Source organism: Pseudomonas sp. H1_D05 (assembly GCF_054682705.1).
In genome coordinates, this window is record NZ_CP162825.1 from 2,662,486 (window position 1) to 2,685,000 (window position 22,515).

20 protein-coding genes (1 of these 20 only partly in view) are annotated in these 22,515 nt (G+C 60.1%); 7 read left to right on the forward strand and 13 right to left on the reverse strand.

Going from position 1 to position 22,515, the window contains the following annotated elements; all coding sequences use genetic code 11:
• The first annotated feature begins 103 nt into the window (after positions 1–103).
• The 3 genes from AB4O11_RS11930 (at position 104) to AB4O11_RS11940 (ending at position 3,608) form a co-directional block, all read left to right on the forward strand.
• Positions 104–1,033, forward strand: a complete 930-nt coding sequence (locus tag AB4O11_RS11930) for a LysR family transcriptional regulator (RefSeq protein WP_460130723.1) — start codon at positions 104–106, stop codon at positions 1,031–1,033.
• Positions 1,034–1,350: 317 nt separating this feature from the next.
• Positions 1,351–2,085 (forward strand): ArsR/SmtB family transcription factor, encoded by a 735-nt coding sequence (locus tag AB4O11_RS11935; RefSeq protein ID WP_093430305.1) that lies wholly within the window; start codon positions 1,351–1,353, stop codon positions 2,083–2,085.
• A gap of 140 nt (positions 2,086–2,225) precedes the next feature.
• Positions 2,226–3,608 (forward strand): MFS transporter, encoded by a 1,383-nt coding sequence (locus tag AB4O11_RS11940; protein WP_116256688.1) that lies wholly within the window; start codon positions 2,226–2,228, stop codon positions 3,606–3,608.
• Positions 3,609–3,726: 118 nt separating this feature from the next.
• Here AB4O11_RS11940 and AB4O11_RS11945 read toward each other — a convergent pair whose 3' ends face one another.
• The 3 genes from AB4O11_RS11945 to AB4O11_RS11955 form a co-directional block, all read right to left on the reverse strand.
• Entirely contained in the window at positions 3,727–4,680 is a 954-nt protein-coding gene (locus AB4O11_RS11945; protein ID WP_008082147.1) for an adenosine deaminase, read from the reverse strand.
• An 80-nt stretch (positions 4,681–4,760) separates the two neighbouring features.
• Positions 4,761–5,726, reverse strand: coding sequence for an isopenicillin N synthase family dioxygenase (locus AB4O11_RS11950; protein WP_460130724.1), 966 nt, complete (start codon positions 5,724–5,726; stop codon positions 4,761–4,763).
• 141 nt (positions 5,727–5,867) lie between these two features.
• Complete coding sequence (locus AB4O11_RS11955) at positions 5,868–6,941, reverse strand: BMP family ABC transporter substrate-binding protein (RefSeq protein WP_099759385.1); 1,074 nt, start codon at positions 6,939–6,941, stop codon at positions 5,868–5,870.
• A 288-nt stretch (positions 6,942–7,229) separates the two neighbouring features.
• Here AB4O11_RS11955 and AB4O11_RS11960 point away from each other — a divergent pair, with 288 nt between their 5' ends.
• On the forward strand, positions 7,230–8,321 hold the full coding sequence (locus AB4O11_RS11960) for a calcium:cation antiporter (protein ID WP_099757917.1): 1,092 nt from the start codon (positions 7,230–7,232) through the stop codon (positions 8,319–8,321).
• Between the two features lie 123 nt (positions 8,322–8,444).
• Here AB4O11_RS11960 and AB4O11_RS11965 read toward each other — a convergent pair whose 3' ends face one another.
• The 3 genes from AB4O11_RS11965 to AB4O11_RS11975 form a co-directional block, all read right to left on the reverse strand.
• On the reverse strand, positions 8,445–9,803 hold the full coding sequence (locus tag AB4O11_RS11965) for an 8-oxoguanine deaminase (protein WP_460130726.1): 1,359 nt from the start codon (positions 9,801–9,803) through the stop codon (positions 8,445–8,447).
• Between the two features lie 253 nt (positions 9,804–10,056).
• Positions 10,057–10,743, reverse strand: coding sequence for an SDR family oxidoreductase (locus AB4O11_RS11970; RefSeq protein WP_460131084.1), 687 nt, complete (start codon positions 10,741–10,743; stop codon positions 10,057–10,059).
• Positions 10,744–10,765: 22 nt separating this feature from the next.
• The gene (locus tag AB4O11_RS11975) at positions 10,766–11,116 is read right to left on the reverse strand and encodes a MerR family transcriptional regulator (protein WP_099757920.1); all 351 of its coding nucleotides are present in this window, start codon (positions 11,114–11,116) and stop codon (positions 10,766–10,768) included.
• A gap of 84 nt (positions 11,117–11,200) precedes the next feature.
• On the opposite strand from AB4O11_RS11975, the gene AB4O11_RS11980 reads away from it, so the two are divergent.
• Complete coding sequence (locus AB4O11_RS11980) at positions 11,201–11,617, forward strand: hypothetical protein (RefSeq protein WP_093430369.1); 417 nt, start codon at positions 11,201–11,203, stop codon at positions 11,615–11,617.
• 59 nt (positions 11,618–11,676) lie between these two features.
• Here the strand turns inward: AB4O11_RS11980 and AB4O11_RS11985 are convergent, their stop codons facing one another.
• The 7 genes from AB4O11_RS11985 to AB4O11_RS12015 all read right to left on the reverse strand — a co-directional run bounded on the left by AB4O11_RS11985 (position 11,677) and on the right by AB4O11_RS12015 (position 19,646).
• Positions 11,677–12,603, reverse strand: a complete 927-nt coding sequence (locus AB4O11_RS11985; RefSeq protein WP_460089783.1) for an ABC transporter permease — start codon at positions 12,601–12,603, stop codon at positions 11,677–11,679.
• Positions 12,603–13,709, reverse strand: coding sequence for an ABC transporter permease (locus tag AB4O11_RS11990; protein ID WP_093430325.1), 1,107 nt, complete (start codon positions 13,707–13,709; stop codon positions 12,603–12,605). The genes AB4O11_RS11985 and AB4O11_RS11990 overlap by 1 nt, the downstream gene beginning before the upstream one ends.
• A 13-nt stretch (positions 13,710–13,722) precedes the next feature.
• A complete protein-coding gene (locus AB4O11_RS11995; protein ID WP_460130728.1) occupies positions 13,723–15,270 on the reverse strand; it encodes an ABC transporter ATP-binding protein in 1,548 nt (515 codons plus the stop codon).
• A 618-nt stretch (positions 15,271–15,888) separates the two neighbouring features.
• Complete coding sequence (locus AB4O11_RS12000; protein WP_186620877.1) at positions 15,889–16,470, reverse strand: IMPACT family protein; 582 nt, start codon at positions 16,468–16,470, stop codon at positions 15,889–15,891.
• Positions 16,471–16,477: 7 nt separating this feature from the next.
• A complete protein-coding gene (locus tag AB4O11_RS12005; RefSeq protein WP_038360732.1) occupies positions 16,478–17,128 on the reverse strand; it encodes a TetR/AcrR family transcriptional regulator in 651 nt (216 codons plus the stop codon).
• Between the two features lie 87 nt (positions 17,129–17,215).
• Entirely contained in the window at positions 17,216–18,604 is a 1,389-nt protein-coding gene (locus AB4O11_RS12010) for a uracil-xanthine permease family protein (RefSeq protein WP_093430334.1), read from the reverse strand.
• A gap of 121 nt (positions 18,605–18,725) precedes the next feature.
• Positions 18,726–19,646 carry a LysR family transcriptional regulator gene (locus tag AB4O11_RS12015; protein WP_007914725.1) on the reverse strand — a complete coding sequence of 307 codons (921 nt, stop codon included), beginning with the start codon at positions 19,644–19,646 and terminating at the stop codon, positions 18,726–18,728.
• Positions 19,647–19,784: 138 nt separating this feature from the next.
• On the opposite strand from AB4O11_RS12015, the gene aptA reads away from it, so the two are divergent.
• Both aptA and AB4O11_RS12025 read left to right on the forward strand, forming a co-directional pair.
• The gene (gene aptA, locus AB4O11_RS12020) at positions 19,785–21,134 is read left to right on the forward strand and encodes an omega-aminotransferase AptA (protein ID WP_093430337.1); all 1,350 of its coding nucleotides are present in this window, start codon (positions 19,785–19,787) and stop codon (positions 21,132–21,134) included.
• Between the two features lie 76 nt (positions 21,135–21,210).
• On the forward strand, positions 21,211–22,515 hold the 5' portion of the coding sequence (locus tag AB4O11_RS12025; RefSeq protein ID WP_038360740.1) for a CoA-acylating methylmalonate-semialdehyde dehydrogenase. Its footprint extends 189 nt past the window's final position; only the first 1,305 of its 1,494 coding nucleotides appear in the window; the start codon lies at positions 21,211–21,213; its stop codon lies off the right edge, out of view.

Here is a 22,515-nt window from a genome sequence, read left to right on the forward strand (position 1 = left end):
GCGGGATGAATGCGATGGAGAGATGATTGGCTATTTCTCTGCGAGATAAAACCGGCTAAAAGAGCAGTCTCTTTCAATATTTTTTTGATAATCGAGGCTGAGCATGCTGCGTTTTGACGACTTGCAGTTGTTTGTCCGGGCGGCGGATCTGGGCAGTCTGTCGGCAGCCGCGCGGGTGATGGACATGTCCGCTGCCGTGGCGAGTGCGGCGTTGAAACGGATCGAACAGCAGCTCGGTGTGCGCTTGCTCGCGCGCTCGACCCGCAGTCTGCGCCTGACAGCCGAGGGCGACGGCTTTCTCGAATACGCGCGGGCGGCGCTGAGCAACCTTGATGAAGGCCGGCGCTTGCTGGCCAGCGGACAAGATCAGGTCAGTGGTGTCCTGCAGTTGTCGGCGCCTTCGGACTTCGGCCGCAACCTGTTGCTGCCGTGGCTCGACGAGTTCCAGCGCGAGCATCCGAAGCTGACCGTGCGCTTGCTGCTCGGCGATCGCATCGCCGACCTGTTCCGCCAACCCGTGGACATCGCTTTGCGTTACGGCGAGCCGGAGGACTCGAGTCTGGTTGCTTTGCCTATCGCCCCGCACAACCGCCGTGTGCTGTGCGCCTCCCCGGCGTATCTGGCCCGACACGGCGAACCGCGCCAGCTCGAACAACTGGCTCAGCACAACTGCCTGCTGTACATGCTCGGCAGCCGGGTGCATGACCATTGGAGTTTTCATGACGGTAAACGTGAAGTTGGTCTGACCGTCAGTGGTGACCGTTTCAGCGATGACGCCGACGTTGTGCGTCTGTGGGCGGTGGCCGGCGCCGGAATTGCCTACAAGTCGTGGCTGGACGTGGGCGCCGATGTGCTCGCCGGGCGGCTCAAAGTGCTGCTGCCAGAGCTGCTTTGTGAGCGCGCACCGCTGAATTTGTTGTGCGCCCATCGCGCCCAATTGAGTAAGCCGGTGAACCTTCTGAGGGAAATGCTCGCCAGCCGATGCGCTGAAGTGAGTAGTCAATTTCCCGCTTTTTCGGAAGTTGATCATTAGTCGCAGGTAAATAGAGAAATTTCTGTCAGGAACAATCACCACCTGCGCAGGCCCCGGCGCAGGACGCGCGGGCTAACCCGCTTATACTAGCGCCCGCCTCATGCCAGCACCGACACCCCGGCCCGGAGACCCTCGCACCGCGTCGCCAGTCTTCGAGTGACGGTCGCGCAACTGCTGCGGGTTCTGTGCCGGAGCAGGCTGCGTCAGCGGCTTGCCTCGCCCCGGTTCATGGCGATTTTCGCGTCTTGGCCGATGACTCATTACCGGCCAAGATGTCTCCGAGCAGTAGACGATACGATTCAACAGGGAGTGAACACATGGAACATGCACCTTGCATCAGCCAGATCGCCACGTTGCTGGCCGACCCCAAGCGCAGCGCGATGATGTGGGCGTTGATGGATGGCTCGGCCCGGCAAACCGAGGAGCTTGCGCTACTGGCAGGGCTGTCGCCATCGTCGGCCAGTGCGCATCTGGCGCGGCTATCCACGGGTGGTCTGTTGAAGGTCGAAGTCCGTGGTCGCAAACGCTTTTTCCGTCTCTCGGCACCGGAGGTCGGTGCTGCGATAGAAGCATTGGCCAGCGCCACCATTGCCAGTGCTCCACGGGAAATTCCCGAGGTCTTCAAACGCACCACCCCCATGGCCAAACCGCAAACCGCGCCGTCCTCATTGTTGCGCGCGCGTTTTTGCGATGACCACCTCGGCGGTACGCTGGCGGCGGACCTGTATCAGCGCTTGCTCGATGCCGGCTGGATCGAACAGCTTGAACAACGCGTCGTGGTGACCCACAAGGGTTCGAAACTGTTGGCTGGACGTGGCGTGTTCATTCAGGCGCTGGCCCATCGCAACGTGCAGGTGGCGTGTGCTTGTCCAGACTGGAGCGAACGTCGTCCGCACATGGGGGGATCACTCGGCGCCGCGTTATTGCAGTTGTTCATGCAGTCCGGCTGGCTGACCCTGCCCAACGACTCGAGAGCTTTGCAATTGACCGCCACCGGCCAACGGGAACTTCACCGTTTCGCCAAGGAGACCGAGCTGGAAATGGCGTTGTAGAGCACTCGCAATCGACGGCCGGAACTGCGTAAGCGCTTCTGGCGTCGCCCGCGACTGCGAACAGGTCGTATCCAGCACGAACGCCGTTTCGCGATCAAGCACACTCGATCCGGGGATATTTTTCGGATGGGGGAGGTGGCATGGAGACTCACGGCTACAGCGCGGCAGAACGTCTGGAACGACTGCCGATCAGCGGTTATCACCGGATCATTTTCATCATCATCGCCTTGGCGTTTTTCTTCGATTCCATGGATCTGGCGATGATGACCTTCCTGCTCGGCTCGATCAAAGCCGAGTTCGGTCTGAGCAGTGCGCAAGCGGGGTTGCTCGCCAGCTCGAGTTTTTTCGGCATGGTGCTGGGGGCGTCGCTGTCCGGCATGCTCGCCGATCGCTTCGGGCGCAAACCGGTGTTTCAGTGGAGCATCGTGCTGTGGGGCGTGGCCAGTTATCTGTGCTCGACAGCGCAAACGGTCGAGACGCTGACGCTGTTCCGCATCCTGTTGGGGATCGGTATGGGCATGGAGTTTCCGATCGCCCAGTCGATGCTGTCCGAGCTGATTCCAGCGCAGCGCCGCGGACGTTACATCGCGTTGATGGACGGCTTCTGGCCTCTCGGCTTCGTTGCTGCCGGCGTGCTGTCCTACTTTCTGCTGCCGCTGATTGGCTGGCGCGACATCTTTCTGGTCTTGGCGGTGCCGGCGGTGTTCGTACTGGCGATCAGGTTTTTCATTCCCGAGTCACCGCGCTGGCTGGAGCAGGCCGGGCGCGATGACGCTGCGGATAAGGTGTTGAACGGCATCGAGGCGCGGGTGCGTTCGTCGCTCGGCGGTGCCGCGTTGCCGGAACCGATTCGATTGCCGCGTACCGTGACGCCGCCGGGCAACTTCTTTGCGGCGCTGAAACAGATCTGGTCGCCGCAGTATCGCCAGCGCACGACGATGCTCTGGAGTCTGTGGTTCTTTGCGCTGCTCGGCTTTTACGGGCTGACGTCGTGGCTCAGTGCGCTGTTGCAACAGTCGGGTTTCGCGGTGACGCAGTCGGTGTATTACACGGTGCTGATTTCCCTGGGCGGGATTCCCGGGTTTCTCATGGCCGCATGGCTGGTTGAGCGCTGGGGGCGCAAACCGGTATGCATCGTGACGTTGCTCGGCGGAGGTGTAATGGCGTTCCTGTATGGGCAGAGCGCGGTGTTTGGCGGTAACGTGGCGCTGCTGATCGGCACCGGGTTGCTGATGCAGTTTTTCCTGTTCGGCATGTGGGCGGTGCTCTACACCTATACGCCGGAGCTTTATCCGACGTCGGCGCGGGCGACCGGCTCGGGCTTCGCCTCGGCGATTGGCCGCGTCGGTTCGCTGCTCGGGCCGTTGGTGACCGGACTGGTGTTCCCGATTACCGGGCAGGGCGGGGTGTTTGCGCTGGGCGCGGCGTGCTTTGCGATTGCGGCGGGGGTGGTGTGGCTGTTCGGGATGGAGACGCGAGGGAAAACTCTGGAAGAGCTGACTGAAACCCAATCCATCGGCTAACACCGATCCAATGTAGGAGTGAGCCTGCTCGCGATAGCGGTCTGTCAGGTAACACATCGGTGTCTGACACTCCGCTATCGCGAGCAGGCTCACTCCTACAAAGGTTATTCGGTGTTGCTTAGGGTTTTACCAGTCGCGCATCCAGGCTGTTCTGCGCCAAACGCTTGGCCTGATCCTGGGTCATGCCCAAGTGTTCATGCAGCGCGTAGAAGTTTTCAGTCACGTAACCACCGAAGTACGCCGGATCATCGGAGTTCACCGTGACCTTCACGCCACGCTCGAGCATGTCGAGGATGTTGTGCTGCGACATGTGATCGAACACGCAGAGTTTGGTGTTCGACAGCGGGCACACGGTCAGCGGAATCTGCTCGTCGATGATCCGCTGCATCAGGCGCTCGTCTTCGATGGCGCGCACGCCATGGTCGATACGCTGGATCTTCAGCAGGTCGATGGCTTCCCAGATGTACTCCGGCGGGCCTTCTTCGCCAGCGTGGGCAACGGTCAGGAAGCCTTCGTGGCGGGCACGGTCGAAAACGCGCTGGAACTTGCTCGGCGGGTGGCCCATCTCGGAGCTGTCGAGGCCGACCGCGACAAACGCGTCACGGAATGGCAGTGCCTGGTCGAGAGTTTTCTCGGCTTCTTCTTCGCTGAGGTGGCGCAGGAAGCTGAGGATCAAACCGCTGGTGATGCCCAGTTGCTGCTCGCCATCCTTGAGTGCCGCGGCGATGCCGTTGAGCACCACTTCGAACGGGATACCCCGGTCGGTGTGGGTCTGCGGGTCGAAGAACGGTTCGGTGTGAATCACGTTCTGCGCTTTGCAACGCAATAGGTAGGCCCAAGTCAGGTCGTAGAAGTCCTGCGAGGTGCGCAATACGTCGGCGCCCTGGTAATACAGGTCGAGGAATTCCTGCAGGTTGTTGAAGGCGTAAGCCTTGCGCAGAGTTTCCACGTCGTTCCACGGCAGGGCGATCTTGTTGCGCTCGGCCAGGGCGAACAGCAGCTCAGGCTCCAGCGAGCCTTCCAGATGCAGGTGCAGTTCAGCCTTGGGCAAGGCGTTGAGCCAGTCGTACATATTCTTTTCTCATCAGGTGCAATGACGGCATTCTACAGATGCTCGCCGAAACAATTGGCAAAACCTGACCAAGCGATCCATCACACGGCTTCTTGCTCGCGGCGATAGGCGTAGGTATCGGCGAAGCGTGACAGCAGGAATTCGGCGCAGGTGGTCGTCGGATATTTCGCCGGATGCTCTGCGTCCTGACAACCCGGCAGGCATTCGATGCGGGTGTCCGGATGCGGCTCGGCGAAGAACGGCATCGAGTAGCGATCCACGCCGAGCGGGCTGATCACCCGGTGCGGGGTCGAGCGATAACGGTCGTTGCTCCAGCGCGCCATCATGTCGCCGAGGTTGACCACGAAGGTGCCGTCGATGGGCGGTGCATCGATCCATTCGCCTTTGACGTTTTTCACTTGCAAGCCGCCGGCACTGTCCTGATAGAGCAGGGTGATGCAGCCGTAATCAGTGTGCGCGCCGGCACCTTGCTGCTCGGCGGAGCTGGCAGTGTGGCGCGGTGGGTAATGGATCATGCGCAGCACGCTGACGGGGTCGTTGAAACGGCTGTCGAAGAAATCGCGTTCGATGTTCAGGGCGATGGTCATCGCGCGCAGCAGGGTTTGCGCGAGTGCCTGCATGTCGAGGTAATGCTGCTCCATCAAGGTTTCCCAACCCGTTTGCGATGGATGCCGGTTAGGACCGCGCAACGGTTTTTCGGCGAGCACATCGGGATGGTTGGCCGGCAGGTGCAGGCCCATGTCGAAGGTTTCTTTGAGGTCGCTGGGTTTGCTCGGGTCGAGTTGCTCGGTGGCGATGGCGCCGTAGCCACGATGGTGGCGGGTCTGGGTGATGTCGATCTTGAGTTTTTCTGCTGCGGGCAGGGCAAAAAAACGCTGAGTCTGATCGAACACCGCGTCGATGCGCTGCGCTGAAATCGGATGACCCTTGATGTAGAAGAAGCCCCAGTCGCGGCAGGCTTGGTCGATTTGCCCGGCCACGGCGGGCCAGGCGTTTTCGTCGTCGCTATAGAGCGGGCTGATATCAATGATCGGAAGCTGATCCATTTCGCATTCTCTATTGTGATCGTTCCCACGCTCCGCGTGGGAATGCCTCAATGGACGCTCTGCGTCCGCTTTTGGCAGGGACGCGGAGCGTCCCGGGCGGCATTCCCACGCAGAGCGTGGGAACGATCGGGGTCAGGGGGATTACTTCGGCATCTCGGCCTTCATGCCTTCAACGTAATAATTCATCGACGCCAGTTGCGCATTCGTCGCGCTTACGCCTGCGGGGATTTTCTCGACGCCGGCCTGATCCTTGATCGGCCCGGTAAACGGCTGCAACGCGCCGCTCTTGATGTCGGCAATGATCTGCTCGGCCTCGGCTTTCACCGGTGCCGGTACCAGGTCGCTGATCGGCAGTTCAACCGTGCCTTCCTTCAACCCACCCCAGTAATCCTGAGGTTTCCAGCTGTGATCGATCACGCTCTGCGTCGCCTGAATGTAATGCGGCGCCCAGTCGTTGACGATCGAAGTCAGCACCGCTTTCGGCCCGAAGTGGGCCATGTCCGAGGCATACCCCACCGCATACACACCACGACGTTCGGCGGCCTGAATCGGCGCCGGGCTGTCGGTGTGCTGGAACACCACGTCGACGCCTTGATCGATCAGCGCGTTGGCCGCATCGGCTTCCTTGCCCGGGTCGAACCAGGAGTTGACCCACACCACTTTGATCTCGGTGCCGGGGTTGTACTTGTTCAGCGCCAGCTGGATGGCGTTGATGTCGCGGATCACTTCCGGGATCGGGAACGAAGCGACGTAACCGATCTTCTTGGTCTTGGTCATCTTCGCCGCGAGGAAACCACCGACGTAGCGACCCTCGTACGTACGCGCCAGATAGGTGCCGAGGTTTTTGTCCTGTTTGTAGCCGGTGGCGTGTTCGAAGGTCACCTTGGGAAACTGCTTGGCGACTTTGACGGTGGGGTTCATGTAGCCGAAGGAAGTGGTGAAGATCAGGTCGTATTTATCCTTGGCCATGTTGCGGATCACCCGCTCGGCGTCGGCGCCCTCGGCGACGTTCTCCACATAGTTGGTGGTGATCTGATTGCCGAATTTTTCCGCGAGGGCCTTGCGCCCCTGCTCATGCTGATACGTCCAGCCGTGGTCACCGATCGGGCCGATATAGACGAAACCGACCTTGAGCGGATCGGCAGCGCTGGCGCTCAGACTGATTCCCAGACCGAGGGCGGCGCACAGCAGTTTGTGCAGCGGACGTATTTGCATGAACTCGAACTCCATTTTGTTGTGTGTGGTCAGGGCCAATGCAAATTGCTGACCAACAGGACAACAAACTCCTTCGAAACCGCAGTGTGACCTTCGCGAGCAAGCTCGCTCCCACAGGTGAACGCATTTCAATGTGGGAGCGAGCTTGCTCGCGAAGGGGCCGGAAGGGCCGATAAAAGTGCATGCCTGAAACTAGCTGCCATCGCTTGGTGCGCTAAGGTGTAACGAAACGTTAGCGCCGCCCCGCAGTCAGTAGCTCATTCGCTCTCTTTCGGCAAAAGGCCCGCCATGCTCACAATCCTCAAACAAGAAAGCTTTCTGCTGCTGGCAGTCATCGCTGCGTGCGTTGCCTATCCGCTGGAACACTGGCTGCTGCACAGCGGCCAGATCGTCGCGCTGCTCGGCGGTCTGGTGCTGATCGCCTTCATCGTCGCCGCCTCGATGCGCGTCGCCCATCACGCCGAATTGCTCGCGGAAAAGGTTGGCGATCCTTACGGCACGATGATCCTCACGCTTGCGGCCGTGCTGGTGGAAGTGGTGATTCTCGCGATCATGATGAGCAACGAAGCGTCGCCCACGTTGGTGCGCGACACGATCTATTCCGCCGTGATGCTCGACATCAACGGCATCCTCGGCCTCGCCGCACTGATGGGCGGGATCAAACATGGCGAGCAGTCCTATAACGACGATTCCGCGCGCAGCTACAGCGTGATGATCCTCACCGCCATGGGGGTGTCGATGGTGGTGCCGGAGTTTATTCCCGAGGCCAACTGGAAGATTTATTCGGCGTTCACCATCGGCGCGATGGTGGTGCTTTACGCGCTGTTTCTGCGCATGCAGGTCGGCCCGCACAGTTACTTTTTCAGCTACAGCTATCCGGACAAACGCCGCAAGAAAGAACCGCAGGACGCGCAGACGAATGCGCCGAGCATCGGCCTGTCGATCGGCATTCTGGTGTTTGGCATTGTGGTGATCGGCGCACTGGCCGAAGTGATGTCGAAGACCCTCGATCTGGGCCTGGAAGGCACGGGCGCGCCGCCGGTGATCACGGCGATTCTGGTGGCGGCGATTTCAGCAGCGCCGGAGATTTTGACCGCGTTGCGCGCAGCGTTGGCCAACCGCATGCAGTCGGTGGTGAACATTGCGATGGGCGCGTCGCTGTCGACGGTGATTTTGACGGTGCCGGTGATGGAAGCGATGGCGCTGTATACCGGCCAGCCGTTTCAGATGGCGATGACGCCGGTGCAGACGGTGATGATCTTCATCACGCTGATCGTCAGCGCGATCAACCTCAATGACGGTGAGACCAATGCCATCGAAGGCATGACGCACTTCGTGCTGTTCGCGACGTTCATCATGTTGTCCCTGCTCGGTCTCTAGCCCCGACACAAAACAACTATGGGAGCGAGCTTGCTCGCGAAAGCGGAGTATCAGTCAACTCAAATATTGACTGACACGACGCCTTCGCGAGCAAGCTCGCTCCCACAGGGATTGGTGATCGGATCAGGTACCGGCAATCAACTGGCGCGCCGCCTGACTGTGATCGGCGATCAGGCCTTTCAGATCAAGACCCTCAACCTGGCCATCGACCACGCGCCACTTGCCACCAATCATCACCCGATCCGCACGATCAGCACCGCACAACAGCAACGCCGAAATCGGATCATGACTACCCGAGAAGCGCAGCTCATCGAGCTTGAACAACGCCAGATCCGCCTGCTTGCCCATGGCAATCTCACCAATGTCAGTACGGCCCAACAAGCTCGCCGAACCTTTGGTCGCCCAGCCCAGCACGCGTTCCGGGGTGATCTTCTCGGCGCCGTAACGCAGACGCTGGATGTACAGCGCCTGACGCGCTTCGAGAATCATGTTCGACGCATCGTTGGACGCCGAACCATCGACGCCCAGACCAAACAGCGCGCCGGCATCAGTCAGATCGATACTCGGGCAAATGCCGGAGGCCAGACGCATGTTCGAACTCGGGCAATGGCAGATACCGGTACCGGCCTGACCGAGGCGGGCGATTTCGTCCGGGTTGAAGTGAATGCCGTGGGCCAGCCAGGTGCGCGGACCGAGCCAGCCGACGCTGTCGAGATAGTCGACGGTGCGCAGGCCGAAACGCTGCAGGCAGAAATCTTCTTCATCGAGGGTTTCAGCCAAGTGCGTGTGCAGACGCACGTCGAGCTTGTTCGCCAGTTCAGCACTGGCCGACATGATTTCCGGGGTCACCGAGAACGGCGAGCACGGTGCCAGAGCGATTTGGATCTGCGCGCCGTCGCCACGTTCGTGGTACTCGTGAATCAGGCGCTGACTGTCGTCGAGAATCACCTGACCTTCCTGCACTGTCTGCTGCGGCGGCAGGCCGCCGTCCTTCTCGCCGAGGCTCATCGAACCGCGAGTGAGCATGGCGCGCATGCCCAGTTCGCAAACGCTTTCGACTTGCACGTCGATGGCATTCTCCAAGCCATCCGGGAACAGGTAGTGGTGATCGGCCGCAGTGGTGCAGCCCGACAGCAGCAGTTCGGCCAAAGCGACTTTGGTGGCGAGCGCGAGTTTTTCCGGCGTCAGGCGCGCCCAGACCGGGTACAGGGTTTTCAGCCACGGGAACAACGGCTGATTGACCACCGGCGCCCAGGCGCGAGTCAGGGTTTGATAGAAGTGATGGTGGGTGTTGATCAGGCCCGGCAGGATCACATGTTCACGGGCGTCGAACACTGCATTGCACGGCGCCGACGGCTGTTGGCCAGCGGCGAGGACTTCGACAATGACACCGTCTTGCACAACAAGACCGCCACGGGCATCGAGCGAGTTGGAGGTGAAAATGGCGAGGGGATTTTTTAACCAGGTACGGGTCGCGGGCATGTTGCCGGCTCCTCTGAAAATGGGGTTCAGGGTTGCCAGCTCAGTGATGCCCTGTCTGCTGATCCAGGGTCGCCGCGAGGACGAGGTGCGCAGTTTCAAACAAATCGCTGCATCGGGCAAGCCCGACCCGACAGGACAACACGGTCCCTTGTAGGAGTGAGCCTGCTCGCGATAGCGGTGTATCAGGCAATACTTTTGCTGAACGACACACCGCTATCGCGAGCAGGCTCACTCCTACAGGGGATTTGTATGCTTACCAGGGAATCGTTTCACCCTTGTAGTTGATGAAGTGATGCCCGCCCTTGCCGGTATACGCATTCACCTGATCAACCAGCCCACGGGTGCTGGTATCCACGTCAAGGTCAGCCCCTTCGCCACCCATGTCCGTCTTCACCCAACCCGGATGCAGCGACAACACTGTCATCTTCTGCTCACCGAGTTGCGTGACAAAACTGTTGGTCATCGAATTCAGCGCAGCCTTGCTCGCTTTGTACAGCGCCAACTCCGGCGCGTCCGGCACCGTCACGCTACCCAACCCGGAACTCATGAACGCCAGCACGCCGCTGCCATCGCGGATCTGCCCGACAAACCGCTGGGCCAGATTGATCGGTGCCACCGCGTTGGTGAAAAACAGCTGACCGACTTCGGCCAGTGTCGCGCCGCCCGGGGTCTGGTCCGCCGGGCCTTTGACCCCGGCGTTGACGAACAGCAGGTCAAACGTTTCGCCTTTGAGCTGCTGACTCAGGGCGATCACCGCTTGCTGGTCATCCATGTCGAGCTTCTCGATCCGCACCTTGCCCAGCGCTTGCAGCGCCTCGACGTTTTGCGGATTGCGCACGGTGGCGGTGACTTGCCAGCCGTCGGCCAGCAGGGTTTTCACCAGACCGAGGCCAAGGCCCCGGGAGGCGCCGATGATCAGTGCGTTTTTTGCAGACATGATGGGCTTCCTTGATGAATGAGGATCATGGATTCAATGGACAGGCCTGACCGAGGCGAAGTTGCAACTCTTGCCGCAGCGTGTCGAGTTCGCGCATACGGGTTTCGATCAGTTGCAGTTTGTCGCGCAGCAACTGCGCCACGGCGTTGTCCGGGTTGGGGGCGTTCCACAGCGCGGCAACGCTTTCACTGATCTCGCCGAGGGTAAATCCCAGGCGTTGCGCGGTTTTGATATAGAGCACCAGTTGCACCATGTCTGGCGGATAGTCGCGGTAACCGTTGGCACGGCGTTGCGCGGCTATCAGCCCACGCTGCTCGTAGAAGCGCAGAGTGTCACGGCTGACGGCGCAGGCCTGGGCTAATTCACCGATGCGCATGCGGGCTCTCAAAAAGGCTATTGACCCTGGAGCATACTCCAGGCTTTACCGTGCTTGCTCCCTGAATTTTGCGGAGCATGGATGATGTGGACTTCAACGCAGTATCGCAATGTGGTGCTTGGCAGTGCCTGGTATGACCTGATCGTCACGGTGGCATTTGCCACGCCGTGGAGTTTTGCCGCTTTGCATGGGTTTTTGACCGCGCTGAATTTGCCCGGTGAACTGCCGGCGTTTGCGCCTGTGCACCTGTTGATGGCGAATTTGCTGGGCTCGGTGGTGTGCGTGTGGGCGGTGCTGCGGATTCGTGATCCGCAGGCGCTTTATGGACGGTATGACGCGGTGGGGCGGTTTTTGTTTGCGACTTGGCAAGCATATGCCTTGGCCCATGGCGCCAGTTCGATCCTGATTATTTTCCTGGTCTTCGAACTGGCGTGGGGCGTTGCTCAGGTGTTGCCTGTGCGGACGCCTTCGCGAGCAAGCTCGCTCCCACAGGGGATCTGAGTGAACTCGGTCAACTGTGGGAGCGAGCTTGCTCGCGAAGAGGGCAGTGAATTCACCTCTTAATGCCCTGACTGCCAAGGCTGCCCAAGCGAAACCGGCGCATACAACCGCGTCCGCAACGCATCCCGCGACAACAGCACCAGCACCACAATCGTCGCCACATACGGCAGCATCGCCAGCAGACTCGACGGAATCGCCAGCCCCAACCCCTGCGCCACCAAGTGCAGGATGCTGGCGAGGCCGAACAAATAAGCCCCGAGCAACAACCGCCACACCCGCCAACTGGCAAACACCACCAGCGCCAGGGCGATCCAGCCACGCCCGGCGGTCATGTTTTCCGCCCACATTGGCGTGTACGCCAGCGACAAATACGCTCCGGCCAGCCCGGCCATCGCCCCGCCAAACAGCACCGCCAACGTGCGCACGGTCAACACCGGCAAGCCCATCGCACTGGCCGCATCCGGATTCTCGCCGACCGCTTGAATGATCAACCCGACACGACTTTTGATGATCACCCACGCCACCAGCGCAAACAGCACGAACGACAGGTACACCAGCAAATCCTGAGCAAACAGCATCCGCCCGATCAGCGGAATCTCACTCAGATAAGGAATCGCCAACGGCTCAAAACCGGCCAGTGGTTTACCGACCCAAGCTGCGCCGACAAAGGTCGACAGCCCGACACCAAAAATCGTCAGCGCCAACCCGGTCGCCACCTGATTGGCGTTGAACACCAACGCCACTAGCGCAAACAGCGACGACAACAACATCCCGGCCAGCATCGCCAGCAACACGCCGAGCCACAGGTTGCCGCTGTTGAGCGCGACGATAAAACCGATCACCGCGCCAAACAGCATCATCCCTTCCTGCCCGAGGTTGAGCACGCCGCTCTTCTCGCAGATCAATTCCCCCAGCGCCACCAGCAACAACGGCGTGCCGCAACGCACCATGGCGTAGAAAATATTGCTCAACAGATCGATATCCATCACAGCGCTCCGGCGGTTACGGCAGTGGTCGAAGTGCGCTTCACCCAACGCAGGTTCAGGCGTGGCCGATAGAGAATCAGCACGTCACTGGCGAGCAGGAAAAACAGCATCATTCCCTGAAACAACTGGGTGATCGCCTGCGGCAGATTCAGGGTCATTTGCGCGCTCTCGCCGCCGATATACAGCAGCGCCATCAACAGGCTGGAAAACAGAATCCCGATCGGATTGAGGCGTCCGAGAAACGCCACGGTGATTGCCGCGTAGCCGTATCCCGGCGACACCTGCGGCACCAATTGGCCAATCGGTCCGGTGACCTCGCAGACACCCGCGAGCCCGGCCAAGCCGCCACTGATCAACAGCGCCAGCCAGATCAGCCGCTTCTCGCGAAAGCCGACGAACCCCGCCGCGCGCTTGTCCAGCCCGAGTACTTTGATCTGGAAACCGACAAAGCTTTTCTGCAACAACACCCACACCGCGACCAGTGCGAGCAAGGCGAAATACACCCCGGCGTGCACGCGGCCATCCTCCATCAACAACGGCAAACGGCTGGCATCGCCGAACATCGCCGATTCGGGAAAGTTGAACCCGGCGGGATCCTTCAGCGGCCCGTGCACGCAGAACAGCAGCAGATTCAGCGCGATGTAATTGAGCATGATGCTGGTGAGGATTTCGTTGGCGTTGAAGCGTGTGCGCAACCACGCAGTCAGCCCGGCCCATGCCGCGCCGGCGAGGGTGCCGGTGAGCAGAATCAACACCAGCGCCCAGCGGCTTTGCAGGTCGATGATGTTCACCGCCAAGGCACTGCCGGCGAGTGCGCCGAGGAGCAATTGACCTTCGGCGCCGATGTTCCAGATTCGCGCCTGATAGGCCACTGCCAAGCCCAGTGCGCAGAGCAGAATCGGCAGCGCCTTGACCAACAATTCAGAGACACCATACAAATCGCTGACCGGTGCGATCAGCAGCGTGTGCAAGGTTTGCAGCGGATCATGACCAAGGGCGATAAACAGCAGCGAGCCGCAACCGAGCGTCAGCGCCGCCGCCAGTAACGGCGAGCACCACAGCATCAGGCGCGATTGCTGGCCACGGGGTTCGAGGGAAAGCAGCATGTGTATAACTCCGTTAAACCGTGGCGGCTGAAGGGGCGTGGTCGAACTGGCCGGCCATCCAGCCGCCGACGTCGCTGAGTTGTGTCTTGCTGGTGTCTTGCAGTGCCGACAAACGTCCACCGCACAGCGCGCCGAGGCGGTCGCTGATCTGGAACAATTCGTCGAGGTCTTCGGAGATCACCAGAATCGCCGCGCCGGCATCGCGCAGCGCGATCAGCGCACGGTGAATGGTCGCGGCGGCGCCAACGTCGACGCCCCAGGTCGGGTGCGCGGCGATCAGCAGTTTCGGTTGCTGGAGGATTTCCCGGCCGAGGATGAATTTCTGCAGATTGCCGCCGGACAGACTGCGCGCGGCGGTTTGTGTGTCCGGGGTTTTTACACCGAAGCGCTGAATGATCTGTTGGGCGAGGGCTTCGACTTTACCGCGCTGGATTAGCCCGTTGCTGACCAAGCCTTGTTGGAAAGCCGTCAGCAGGGCGTTGTCCGCCAGACTCAATTCCGGCACCGCGCCATGCCCGAGGCGTTCGGCGGGGACGAAAGCCAGGCCCAGTTTGCGGCGGGCATCCGGGCGCAAATCGGCGACGTGTTGCTCGGCGAATCGAATGGTCGCGGCTTGCGCCCGAGGCAAGGTTTGCTCGCCGCTGAGCAGTGCCAGCAACTCATCCTGGCCATTACCAGCGACCCCGGCGATGCCGACAATTTCGCCGCTGCGCACTTGCACATCAATGTCAGTCAGCGAGCAGCCGAACGGATCCGGGTTGTGCCAACTCAAGCCCTTCACCTGCAAAAACGCCGCGCCGCCGCTGACCTTCGGATAGTCGCCAATCAACGCCGCCGCTTCGCCGACCATCATCTGCGCCAATTGCTGATCCGAGCACTCCGCTGGCAGGCAATGTCCGGCCACGCGCCCACCGCGCAGAACCGTCGCGCTGTGGCACAACGCGCGCACTTCAGCGAGTTTGTGGCTGATAAACAGAATGCTGCAGCCTTCGGCGGCGAGGCGGCGCAGGGTGATAAACAATTCGTCGGCCTCTTGCGGCGTCAGCACCGAGGTCGGCTCGTCGAGAATCAGCAGGCGAATGTCCTGCATCAGGCAACGAATGATCTCCACCCGTTGCCGCTCGCCGATCGACAGGCTGTGGACAAGTCGCTCCGGCTCCAGCGCCATGCCATAACGGCGCGACACTTCACGAATTTTCGGTTCCAGTTGTTTCGGCGTGCCGGCTGCTGCGCCCATCGCCAAAGCAATGTTTTGCGCCACGCTGAGGGTTTCGAACAGTGAGAAATGCTGGAATACCATGCCAATCCCCAACTGCCGCGCCTGCGCCGGGTTGCGGATATTCACCGGCTGACCTTGCCAAAGCATCTCGCCGGTGTCGGCCTGGGTGACGCCGTAGATGATCTTCATCAACGTACTTTTGCCCGCACCGTTTTCACCGAGCAGGGCGTGAATTTCACCGGGCGTGATGCTCAGGTCGATGGCATCGTTGGCCAGACAACCGGGGTAGCGTTTGCTGATGTGGCGCAGTTGCAGGCGCGGGGTGTTGGAAGCAATTGGCATGACAGGCTCGACTTGCTTGGAGTTGTGCCTGTGGATAAAGCAATTTCCTGGCCATTGAGTCAGGAACGCGAGCGGGCCGCGTGGGGCAGCACTCGGTATAGAGCATTGAAGGCCGAATCACGTACGACGATGGCACCAATTCAGAGCAAAGCCGTTGCTCGGGCGCCAGTTTTGCCCGTCGCGATATGATCAAAAAACGAGCAATCCCTTGGGGGCTAGATGGATCCAGCGACTGCGCCAGCCATGAACGGGTTATCCACAGCTTGTTCCACAGTTATTGTGCGCAAGCTGCAAACCCGGGCATAAGCACTGCGGTGCTTTCTTCTAATGGTGATAAACCGCGCTAACTGACTGTTTATGTTTGAAAATTTCGTTTCGTCGGATGAATTGAACGAAAAGTGAACAAACCGCGCAAAGCCACGTGACAGAAGGGTTACAGCGGAATGTGCTCAGGTTATCCACAGTCGGGTGCACAGCCGATGTGGGCAACTCTGTGGAATAAGGAAATTCGGGATCGCCCCAAAAGATCGCAGCCTTCGGCAGCTCCAACAGGGGAGCGCATTTCAAATGTAGGAGCTGCTGAACGCTCGGGCCGCGATCGGACGATCTTTTGATCTTTTATCGTTGAAGCAAAATCCGCCCACGGCTCAAATCAGCTAGCTGGGTTTGCAAGACATCGATCTGCGCCTCACCCACCGCCAACTTCAACTCAACGCCGTTTGCCGTGAAGTTTTCTTCGACAACCAATCCACCCAGATCGGCCAGCCGCAACTTCACCAGCGCCAACTCGGCAAACCCGCAAGCACAGCTCAACGGCACCCGGCTGATCAATTCGATTTTGGCCGCGGTCTGCAGGCACTTGTTCGCGCCACCGCCATACGCCCGGGCCAAACCGCCCGTGCCGAGTTGAATGCCGCCGTACCAACGAATCACCAGCACTGCGACCTGGTCACAATCCTGCGCTTCAATCGCCGCCAGAATCGGGCGCCCGGCCGTGCCGCCCGGTTCGCCGTCGTCATTGCTGCGGTATTGATCGCCGAGTTTCCACGCCCAGCAATTGTGCGAGGCGTTCAGATCGCTGTACTGCTCGAAAAACGCCTGCGCGTCGGCAGGGCTGCCGATCGGCGTGGCGAAGGTGTTAAAGCGGCTTTTGCGAATCTCTTCGCGGTACTCGCAAAAACCGCTGAGGGTGAAAGGCATAAACGTCTTATAGAGGAGGAGTGAGGCCGCAGCCTTTGAGAATGATGCGGATCAGGTTGTTGCCGGCGTCTTCCATGTCCTGCTTGGTCAACTTGCTGCGACCACTGACGCGGCAGATCTGCGTGGCGAAGTCGGCATAATGCTGAGTGCTGCCCCACAACAGGAAGATCAAGTGCACCGGATCGACCGGGTCCATTTTGCCCGCATCGATCCACGCTTGAAATACCGCCGCGCGGCCAGTGAACCAGGCGCGATAATCCTGATTGAAATATTCGCTGAGGCATTCGCCGCCGCTGATCACTTCCATCGCAAAGATCCGCGAGGCCTGTGGCTGGCGGCGAGAGAATTCCATCTTGGCGCGAATATAACGAGTCAGTGCTTCGGCCGGATCGTCCTCGGCGGTGAGGGTGTTGAAGGTGCTGTCCCACAACTCGATGATGTTGCTCAGCACCGCCACGTACAACCCAAGCTTGTTGGTGAAGTAGTAATGCAGGTTCGCCTTGGGCAACCCGGCATTCTGCGCGATGGTGTTCATGCTGGTGCCTTTGTACCCGTGACGAGCGAACTCGTCTTCGGCGGCTTTGAGGATGGTCTCTTCGTTCTTCTGACGAATGCGGCTGGCGGGTTTGCCGCCATGGGCAGGGACTTCAAAGGTCATAGGCACTTCCGGGTTTGTCTGTGGGTGCAACCAGTTGCGTTGATAGCGCACCCACAGGCATCCGACAAGTCCTTGCGCGAAAAACCGTTACGCCTGTTCGATCTTGTTCAGCGGCGCGTGCGCTTCAGCGGCCTCGGTTTTCGACTCCGGCAGCAGCAGGCACAGGATGATTGCGGTCAGGCCGCCGCTGGTGATCGCCGAATCAAACAGGTTCTGCACCAGCTTCGGCAGCAGGTGTAGCAGGGTCGGTTGTGCGGCGATGCCCAGGCCGACGCCGAACGACGTGGCGATGATCAACATGCTGCGTCGATCCAGCGGCGACTGCGCGAGGATTCGCACACCGGCAGCCGCCACCGCGCCGAACATCACCAGGGTCGCGCCGCCGAGCACCGGTTTCGGAATCTGTTGCAGCACCGCGCCGATCATCGGGAACAAGCCGAGGCAAAACAGAATCGCGCCGATGTACAGCCCGACGTAGCGGCTGGCGACGCCGGTCAACTGAATCACGCCGTTGTTCTGCGCGAACGTGGTGTTGGGGAAGGCGCTGAAGGTCGCGGCGATCATGCAGCTGACGCCATCGCCGAGTACGCCACCGCGCAGGCGGCTTATATAAGAAGGGCCGCTGATCGGTTGGCGAGCGAGCATGCAGTTGGCAGTGAGGTCGCCGACGGTTTCGATGGTGCTGATCAGATAAATCAGCGCGACCGGCAGGAAAGCCGTCCAGTCGAAGTTGAAGCCAAACTTGAACGGCGTAGGAAAACTCACCAGCGGCAAGTCAGGCAATGGCTGCGGTACCAGTTTCCCACTGAACCACGCGGCCAGGCTGCCGAGCAGCAAACCGATGATGATTGCCGACAAGCGTACCCATGGCGTGTTCGAGCGGTTAAGCAGGATGATCGTCAGCAACACAAACACGCCCAGCGCCAGATTGCCCGGCGCACCGAAGTCCGGCGCATTGAAGCCACCGCCCAGGTCGGTGATGCCGACCTTGATCAGGCTGATACCGATGAGGGTGATAACGATCCCGGTCACCAGCGGCGTAACCACGCGACGCAGTTGACCGATGAAGCGGCTGAGAACGATCTGCACGATTGCGCCGAAAAAGCACACACCGAAAATCATCGCCAGAATGTCTTCCGGGCTGCCGCCGCGCTGCTTGACCAGAAAACCAGCGGAGAGCACCGCACCGAGAAAGGCGAAACTGGTGCCTTGCAGACAGATCATTCCCGCGCCGATCCCGAATGGTCGCCGCGCCTGAATAAACGTGCCGACGCCCGAGACCATCAAGGCCATGCTGATCAGATAAGGCAAATGCGCAGTCAGCCCGAGGGCCGAGCCGATCACTAATGGTGGGGTGATGATGCCAACGAAACTGGCGAGCACGTGCTGCAGCGCGGCAAGAATTGCAGCGGCGGGTTTGGGGCGGTCGTTGAGGCCGTAGATCAGGTCGCTGGACGGTGCGGAATCTGGCTGCATGGCTTAAGGCTTCTTGTTGAAGGATCGGGGTTGATCCAGCACTGCAAAAAGCTGTCCACTTGCTCAGGTTATTTGCCGGATTTGTCGCCAGGGCCCAACACTGGCGGGCCTCGGCGGATTTTCAACGCGTTGCCGCCAGACTCTCCAAAAAGCTTTCCAGCACCAAATGAGGGCGCCGCCCCTTGCGCGTGACCGATGCGAGGCTCAGGTCGTAGAAACGTGTTTGCGATTTCAGCGCACGCAAACGACCTTGCTGCACCCAGAGGCTGGCGTAGTGATCCGGCAGGTAACCGATGTAGCGTCCGGTCAAAATCAAAAACGCCATCCCTTCACGGTCGGAGGCGCTGGCGGTGCAATTGAGTGCCTGGTAATGCGCCTGAATCTCCGCCGGCAAACGAAAAGTCGGTGCAATCGCGTCCTGACTATTCAGGCGCTCGTCATCGAGTTGCTTGTCATCGACATAAAACAGCGGGTGACCAACAGCGCAATAAAGCAGTGAACGCTCGCTGTACAACGGCTGATATTCGAGGCCCGACAACGCACTGGCCTGCGGTACCACGCCGACATGCAGACGCCCATCGAGCACGCCTTGCTCGACTTCATTCGGCGCAATCATGCGGATCTGGATCTGCACATCCGGCCCGCGTTCTTTCAATTGGGCGAGGGCGTGGGTGATGCGCATGTGGGGCAGGGTGACGAGGTTGTCGGTCAGGCCAATGATCAACTCACCCCGCAGATGCTGGTGCAGGCCGTTGACTTCGGTGCGAAAGCTTTCCAGCGCACTTAACAGTTGCAGTGCCGACTGATACACCTCGCGACCTTCCTCGGTCAGCGAAAACCCGGCTCGACCACGCTGGCACAGACGCAAACCGAGGCGCTGCTCCAGATCGCTCATCTGTTGGCTGATCGCCGAGCGACCGATGCCGAGCACGGTTTCCGCTGCCGAGAAGCCGCCGCACTCCACCACACTGCGAAAAATCCGCAGCAAGCGGATATCAAAGTCACTGACCTGGGCCAGCGGATCGGGGCGACGGCTGCTCATCTTATTGTTCTCATTGTTTAGCAAAGTTCTAACTGAAGGTTAGAAGAGTTGGATTTCACCGACTTTATCCGCGTGGCAATTTAGCTGCAACAACGCTTTTTATCTCCCTGACGCTTATGCCCTGCGAGGTTTTGCCCGATGAACATGCCTGAAAACGCGCCGTCGCCACTGGCCAGCCAACTGAAGCTGGACGCGCACTGGATGCCGTACACCGCCAACCGTAACTTCCAGCGCGACCCGCGACTGATCGTTGGTGCTGAAGGCAGTTGGCTGATCGACGACAAAGGCCGCCGGGTATACGACTCGCTGTCCGGGCTGTGGACCTGCGGCGCCGGCCACACCCGCAAGGAAATTCAGGAAGCGGTTTCCAAGCAATTGGGCACCCTCGATTACTCGCCGGGCTTCCAGTACGGTCATCCGCTGTCGTTCCAGCTGGCCGAGAAGATCACTGAGCTGACCCCGGGCAACCTCAACCACGTGTTCTTCACCGACTCCGGTTCCGAGTGCGCCGATACCGCCGTGAAAATGGTTCGTGCCTACTGGCGCCTGAAAGGTCAGGCGACCAAAACCAAAATGATCGGCCGTGCCCGTGGCTACCACGGCGTGAACATCGCCGGCACCAGCCTCGGCGGCGTCAACGGCAACCGTAAGCTGTTCGGTCAGGCGATGATGGATGTCGATCACCTGCCGCACACGCTGCTGGCGAGCAATGCCTTCTCCCGTGGCATGCCGGAGCAGGGCGGTATTGCTTTGGCCGATGAACTGCTGAAACTGATTGAGCTGCACGATGCTTCGAATATCGCCGCAGTATTCGTTGAGCCTATGGCCGGTTCCGCTGGTGTACTGGTTCCGCCACAGGGTTACCTGAAACGTCTTCGCGAAATCTGCGATCAGCACAGCATCCTGCTGGTGTTCGACGAAGTGATCACCGGTTTCGGCCGCACCGGCAATATGTTCGGCGCCGACACCTTTGGCGTGACCCCGGATCTGATGTGCATCGCCAAGCAAGTCACCAACGGCGCGATCCCGATGGGCGCGGTGATTGCCAGCTCCGAGATCTACCAGACCTTCATGAACCAGCCGACCCCGGAATACGCCGTGGAATTTCCACACGGCTACACCTACTCGGCACACCCGGTGGCTTGTGCCGCTGGCCTGGCGGCTCTCGACCTGCTGCAAAAGGAAAACCTGGTACAGAGCGTTGCAGACGTCGCCCCGCATTTTGAAAACGCGCTGCACGGGCTGAAAGGGTCGAAGAACGTTATCGACATCCGTAATTTCGGTCTGGCCGGTGCCATTCAGATTGCCCCGCGTGACGGTGACGCCATCGTGCGTCCGTTCGAAGCCGGCATGGCCCTGTGGAAGGCCGGGTTCTACGTACGCTTCGGCGGCGACACCTTGCAGTTCGGCCCGACTTTCAACAGCAAGCCACAAGACCTCGATCGTCTGTTCGACGCGGTCGGCGAAGTGCTGAACAAGCTCGACTGATTTTTCCTTCTATATATACCTACAAAAACGGGCACTCCTTAACGTGTGCCCGTGGACAAGAATTCAGGAGTTTTCGATGAGCGTTATCCCGCATTTGATCAATGGCGAACTGGTGACCGAGAACGGTCGCGCGGTTGATGTGTTCAATCCGTCCACTGGTCAGGCTATCCACAAGCTGCCATTGGCCAGCCAGGCCACCATTCAGAAAGCCATCGATGCCGCCAAGGCTGCGTTCCCGGCCTGGCGCAACACGCCACCGGCCAAACGTGCGCAGGTGATGTTCCGCTTCAAGCAACTGCTGGAGCAGAACGAAGCGCGCATCTCGCAACTGATCAGCGAAGAACACGGCAAGACCCTCGAAGACGCCGCCGGTGAACTGAAGCGTGGTATCGAGAACGTCGAGTTCGCTTGCGCTGCCCCGGAAATCCTCAAGGGCGAGTACAGCCGAAACGTCGGCCCGAACATCGACGCGTGGTCGGACTTCCAGCCGCTGGGCATTGTTGCCGGTATCACCCCGTTCAACTTCCCGGCCATGGTGCCGCTGTGGATGTATCCACTGGCGATCGTCTGCGGCAACTGCTTCATCCTCAAACCGTCCGAGCGTGACCCGAGCTCGACACTGCTGATCGCTCAGCTGCTGCTGGAGGCCGGTCTGCCGAAAGGCGTGATGAGCGTGGTGCATGGTGACAAGACTGCGGTGGACGCGCTGATCGAAGCGCCGGAAGTCAAAGCGCTGAGCTTCGTTGGTTCGACGCCGATTGCTGAATACATCTACGCCGAAGGCACCAAGCGCGGCAAGCGCGTCCAGGCACTGGGCGGCGCGAAGAACCATGCCGTGCTGATGCCGGATGCCGATCTGGACAACGCGGTCAGCGCACTGATGGGCGCGGCTTATGGTTCGTGCGGTGAGCGCTGCATGGCGATTTCGGTGGCCGTGTGTGTGGGTGACCAGGTGGCGGATGCACTGGTGGCCAAACTGGTTCCACAGATCCAAGCGCTGAAAATCGGTGCCGGCACTTCGTGCGGTCTGGACATGGGGCCACTGGTGACCGGTCAGGCGCGCGACAAAGTCAGCGGTTACGTTGACGACGGCGTGGCGGCGGGCGCGACCCTGGTGGTCGACGGTCGTGGTTTCAGCGTGGCCGGTCATGAAGAAGGCTTCTTTCTCGGTGGCTGCCTGTTCGACAACGTCACCCCAGAGATGCGTATCTATAAAGAAGAGATCTTCGGCCCGGTACTGTGCATCGTTCGCGTGAACAGCCTGGAAGAGGCAATGCAACTGATCAACGATCACGAATACGGCAACGGCACCTGCATCTTCACCCGTGACGGTGAAGCGGCGCGTCTGTTCTGCGACGAGATTGAAGTCGGCATGGTTGGC

What these genes read in the sequence shown, in the direction of transcription:
- AB4O11_RS11930 (WP_460130723.1), top strand. Translation starts at nt 104, where the DNA reads ATGCTGCGTTTTGACGACTTGCAGTTGTTTGTCCGGGCGGCGGATCTG.
- AB4O11_RS11935 (WP_093430305.1), top strand. Translation starts at nt 1,351, where the DNA reads ATGGAACATGCACCTTGCATCAGCCAGATCGCCACGTTGCTGGCCGAC.
- AB4O11_RS11940 (WP_116256688.1), top strand. Translation starts at nt 2,226, where the DNA reads ATGGAGACTCACGGCTACAGCGCGGCAGAACGTCTGGAACGACTGCCG.
- AB4O11_RS11945 (WP_008082147.1), bottom strand. Translation starts at nt 4,680, where the DNA reads ATGTACGACTGGCTCAACGCCTTGCCCAAGGCTGAACTGCACCTGCAT.
- AB4O11_RS11950 (WP_460130724.1), bottom strand. Translation starts at nt 5,726, where the DNA reads ATGGATCAGCTTCCGATCATTGATATCAGCCCGCTCTATAGCGACGAC.
- AB4O11_RS11955 (WP_099759385.1), bottom strand. Translation starts at nt 6,941, where the DNA reads ATGCAAATACGTCCGCTGCACAAACTGCTGTGCGCCGCCCTCGGTCTG.
- AB4O11_RS11960 (WP_099757917.1), top strand. Translation starts at nt 7,230, where the DNA reads ATGCTCACAATCCTCAAACAAGAAAGCTTTCTGCTGCTGGCAGTCATC.
- AB4O11_RS11965 (WP_460130726.1), bottom strand. Translation starts at nt 9,803, where the DNA reads ATGCCCGCGACCCGTACCTGGTTAAAAAATCCCCTCGCCATTTTCACC.
- AB4O11_RS11975 (WP_099757920.1), bottom strand. Translation starts at nt 11,116, where the DNA reads ATGCGCATCGGTGAATTAGCCCAGGCCTGCGCCGTCAGCCGTGACACT.
- AB4O11_RS11980 (WP_093430369.1), top strand. Translation starts at nt 11,201, where the DNA reads ATGTGGACTTCAACGCAGTATCGCAATGTGGTGCTTGGCAGTGCCTGG.
- AB4O11_RS11985 (WP_460089783.1), bottom strand. Translation starts at nt 12,603, where the DNA reads ATGGATATCGATCTGTTGAGCAATATTTTCTACGCCATGGTGCGTTGC.
- AB4O11_RS11990 (WP_093430325.1), bottom strand. Translation starts at nt 13,709, where the DNA reads ATGCTGCTTTCCCTCGAACCCCGTGGCCAGCAATCGCGCCTGATGCTG.
- AB4O11_RS11995 (WP_460130728.1), bottom strand. Translation starts at nt 15,270, where the DNA reads ATGCCAATTGCTTCCAACACCCCGCGCCTGCAACTGCGCCACATCAGC.
- AB4O11_RS12000 (WP_186620877.1), bottom strand. Translation starts at nt 16,470, where the DNA reads ATGCCTTTCACCCTCAGCGGTTTTTGCGAGTACCGCGAAGAGATTCGC.
- AB4O11_RS12005 (WP_038360732.1), bottom strand. Translation starts at nt 17,128, where the DNA reads ATGACCTTTGAAGTCCCTGCCCATGGCGGCAAACCCGCCAGCCGCATT.
- AB4O11_RS12010 (WP_093430334.1), bottom strand. Translation starts at nt 18,604, where the DNA reads ATGCAGCCAGATTCCGCACCGTCCAGCGACCTGATCTACGGCCTCAAC.
- AB4O11_RS12015 (WP_007914725.1), bottom strand. Translation starts at nt 19,646, where the DNA reads ATGAGCAGCCGTCGCCCCGATCCGCTGGCCCAGGTCAGTGACTTTGAT.
- aptA (WP_093430337.1), top strand. Translation starts at nt 19,785, where the DNA reads ATGAACATGCCTGAAAACGCGCCGTCGCCACTGGCCAGCCAACTGAAG.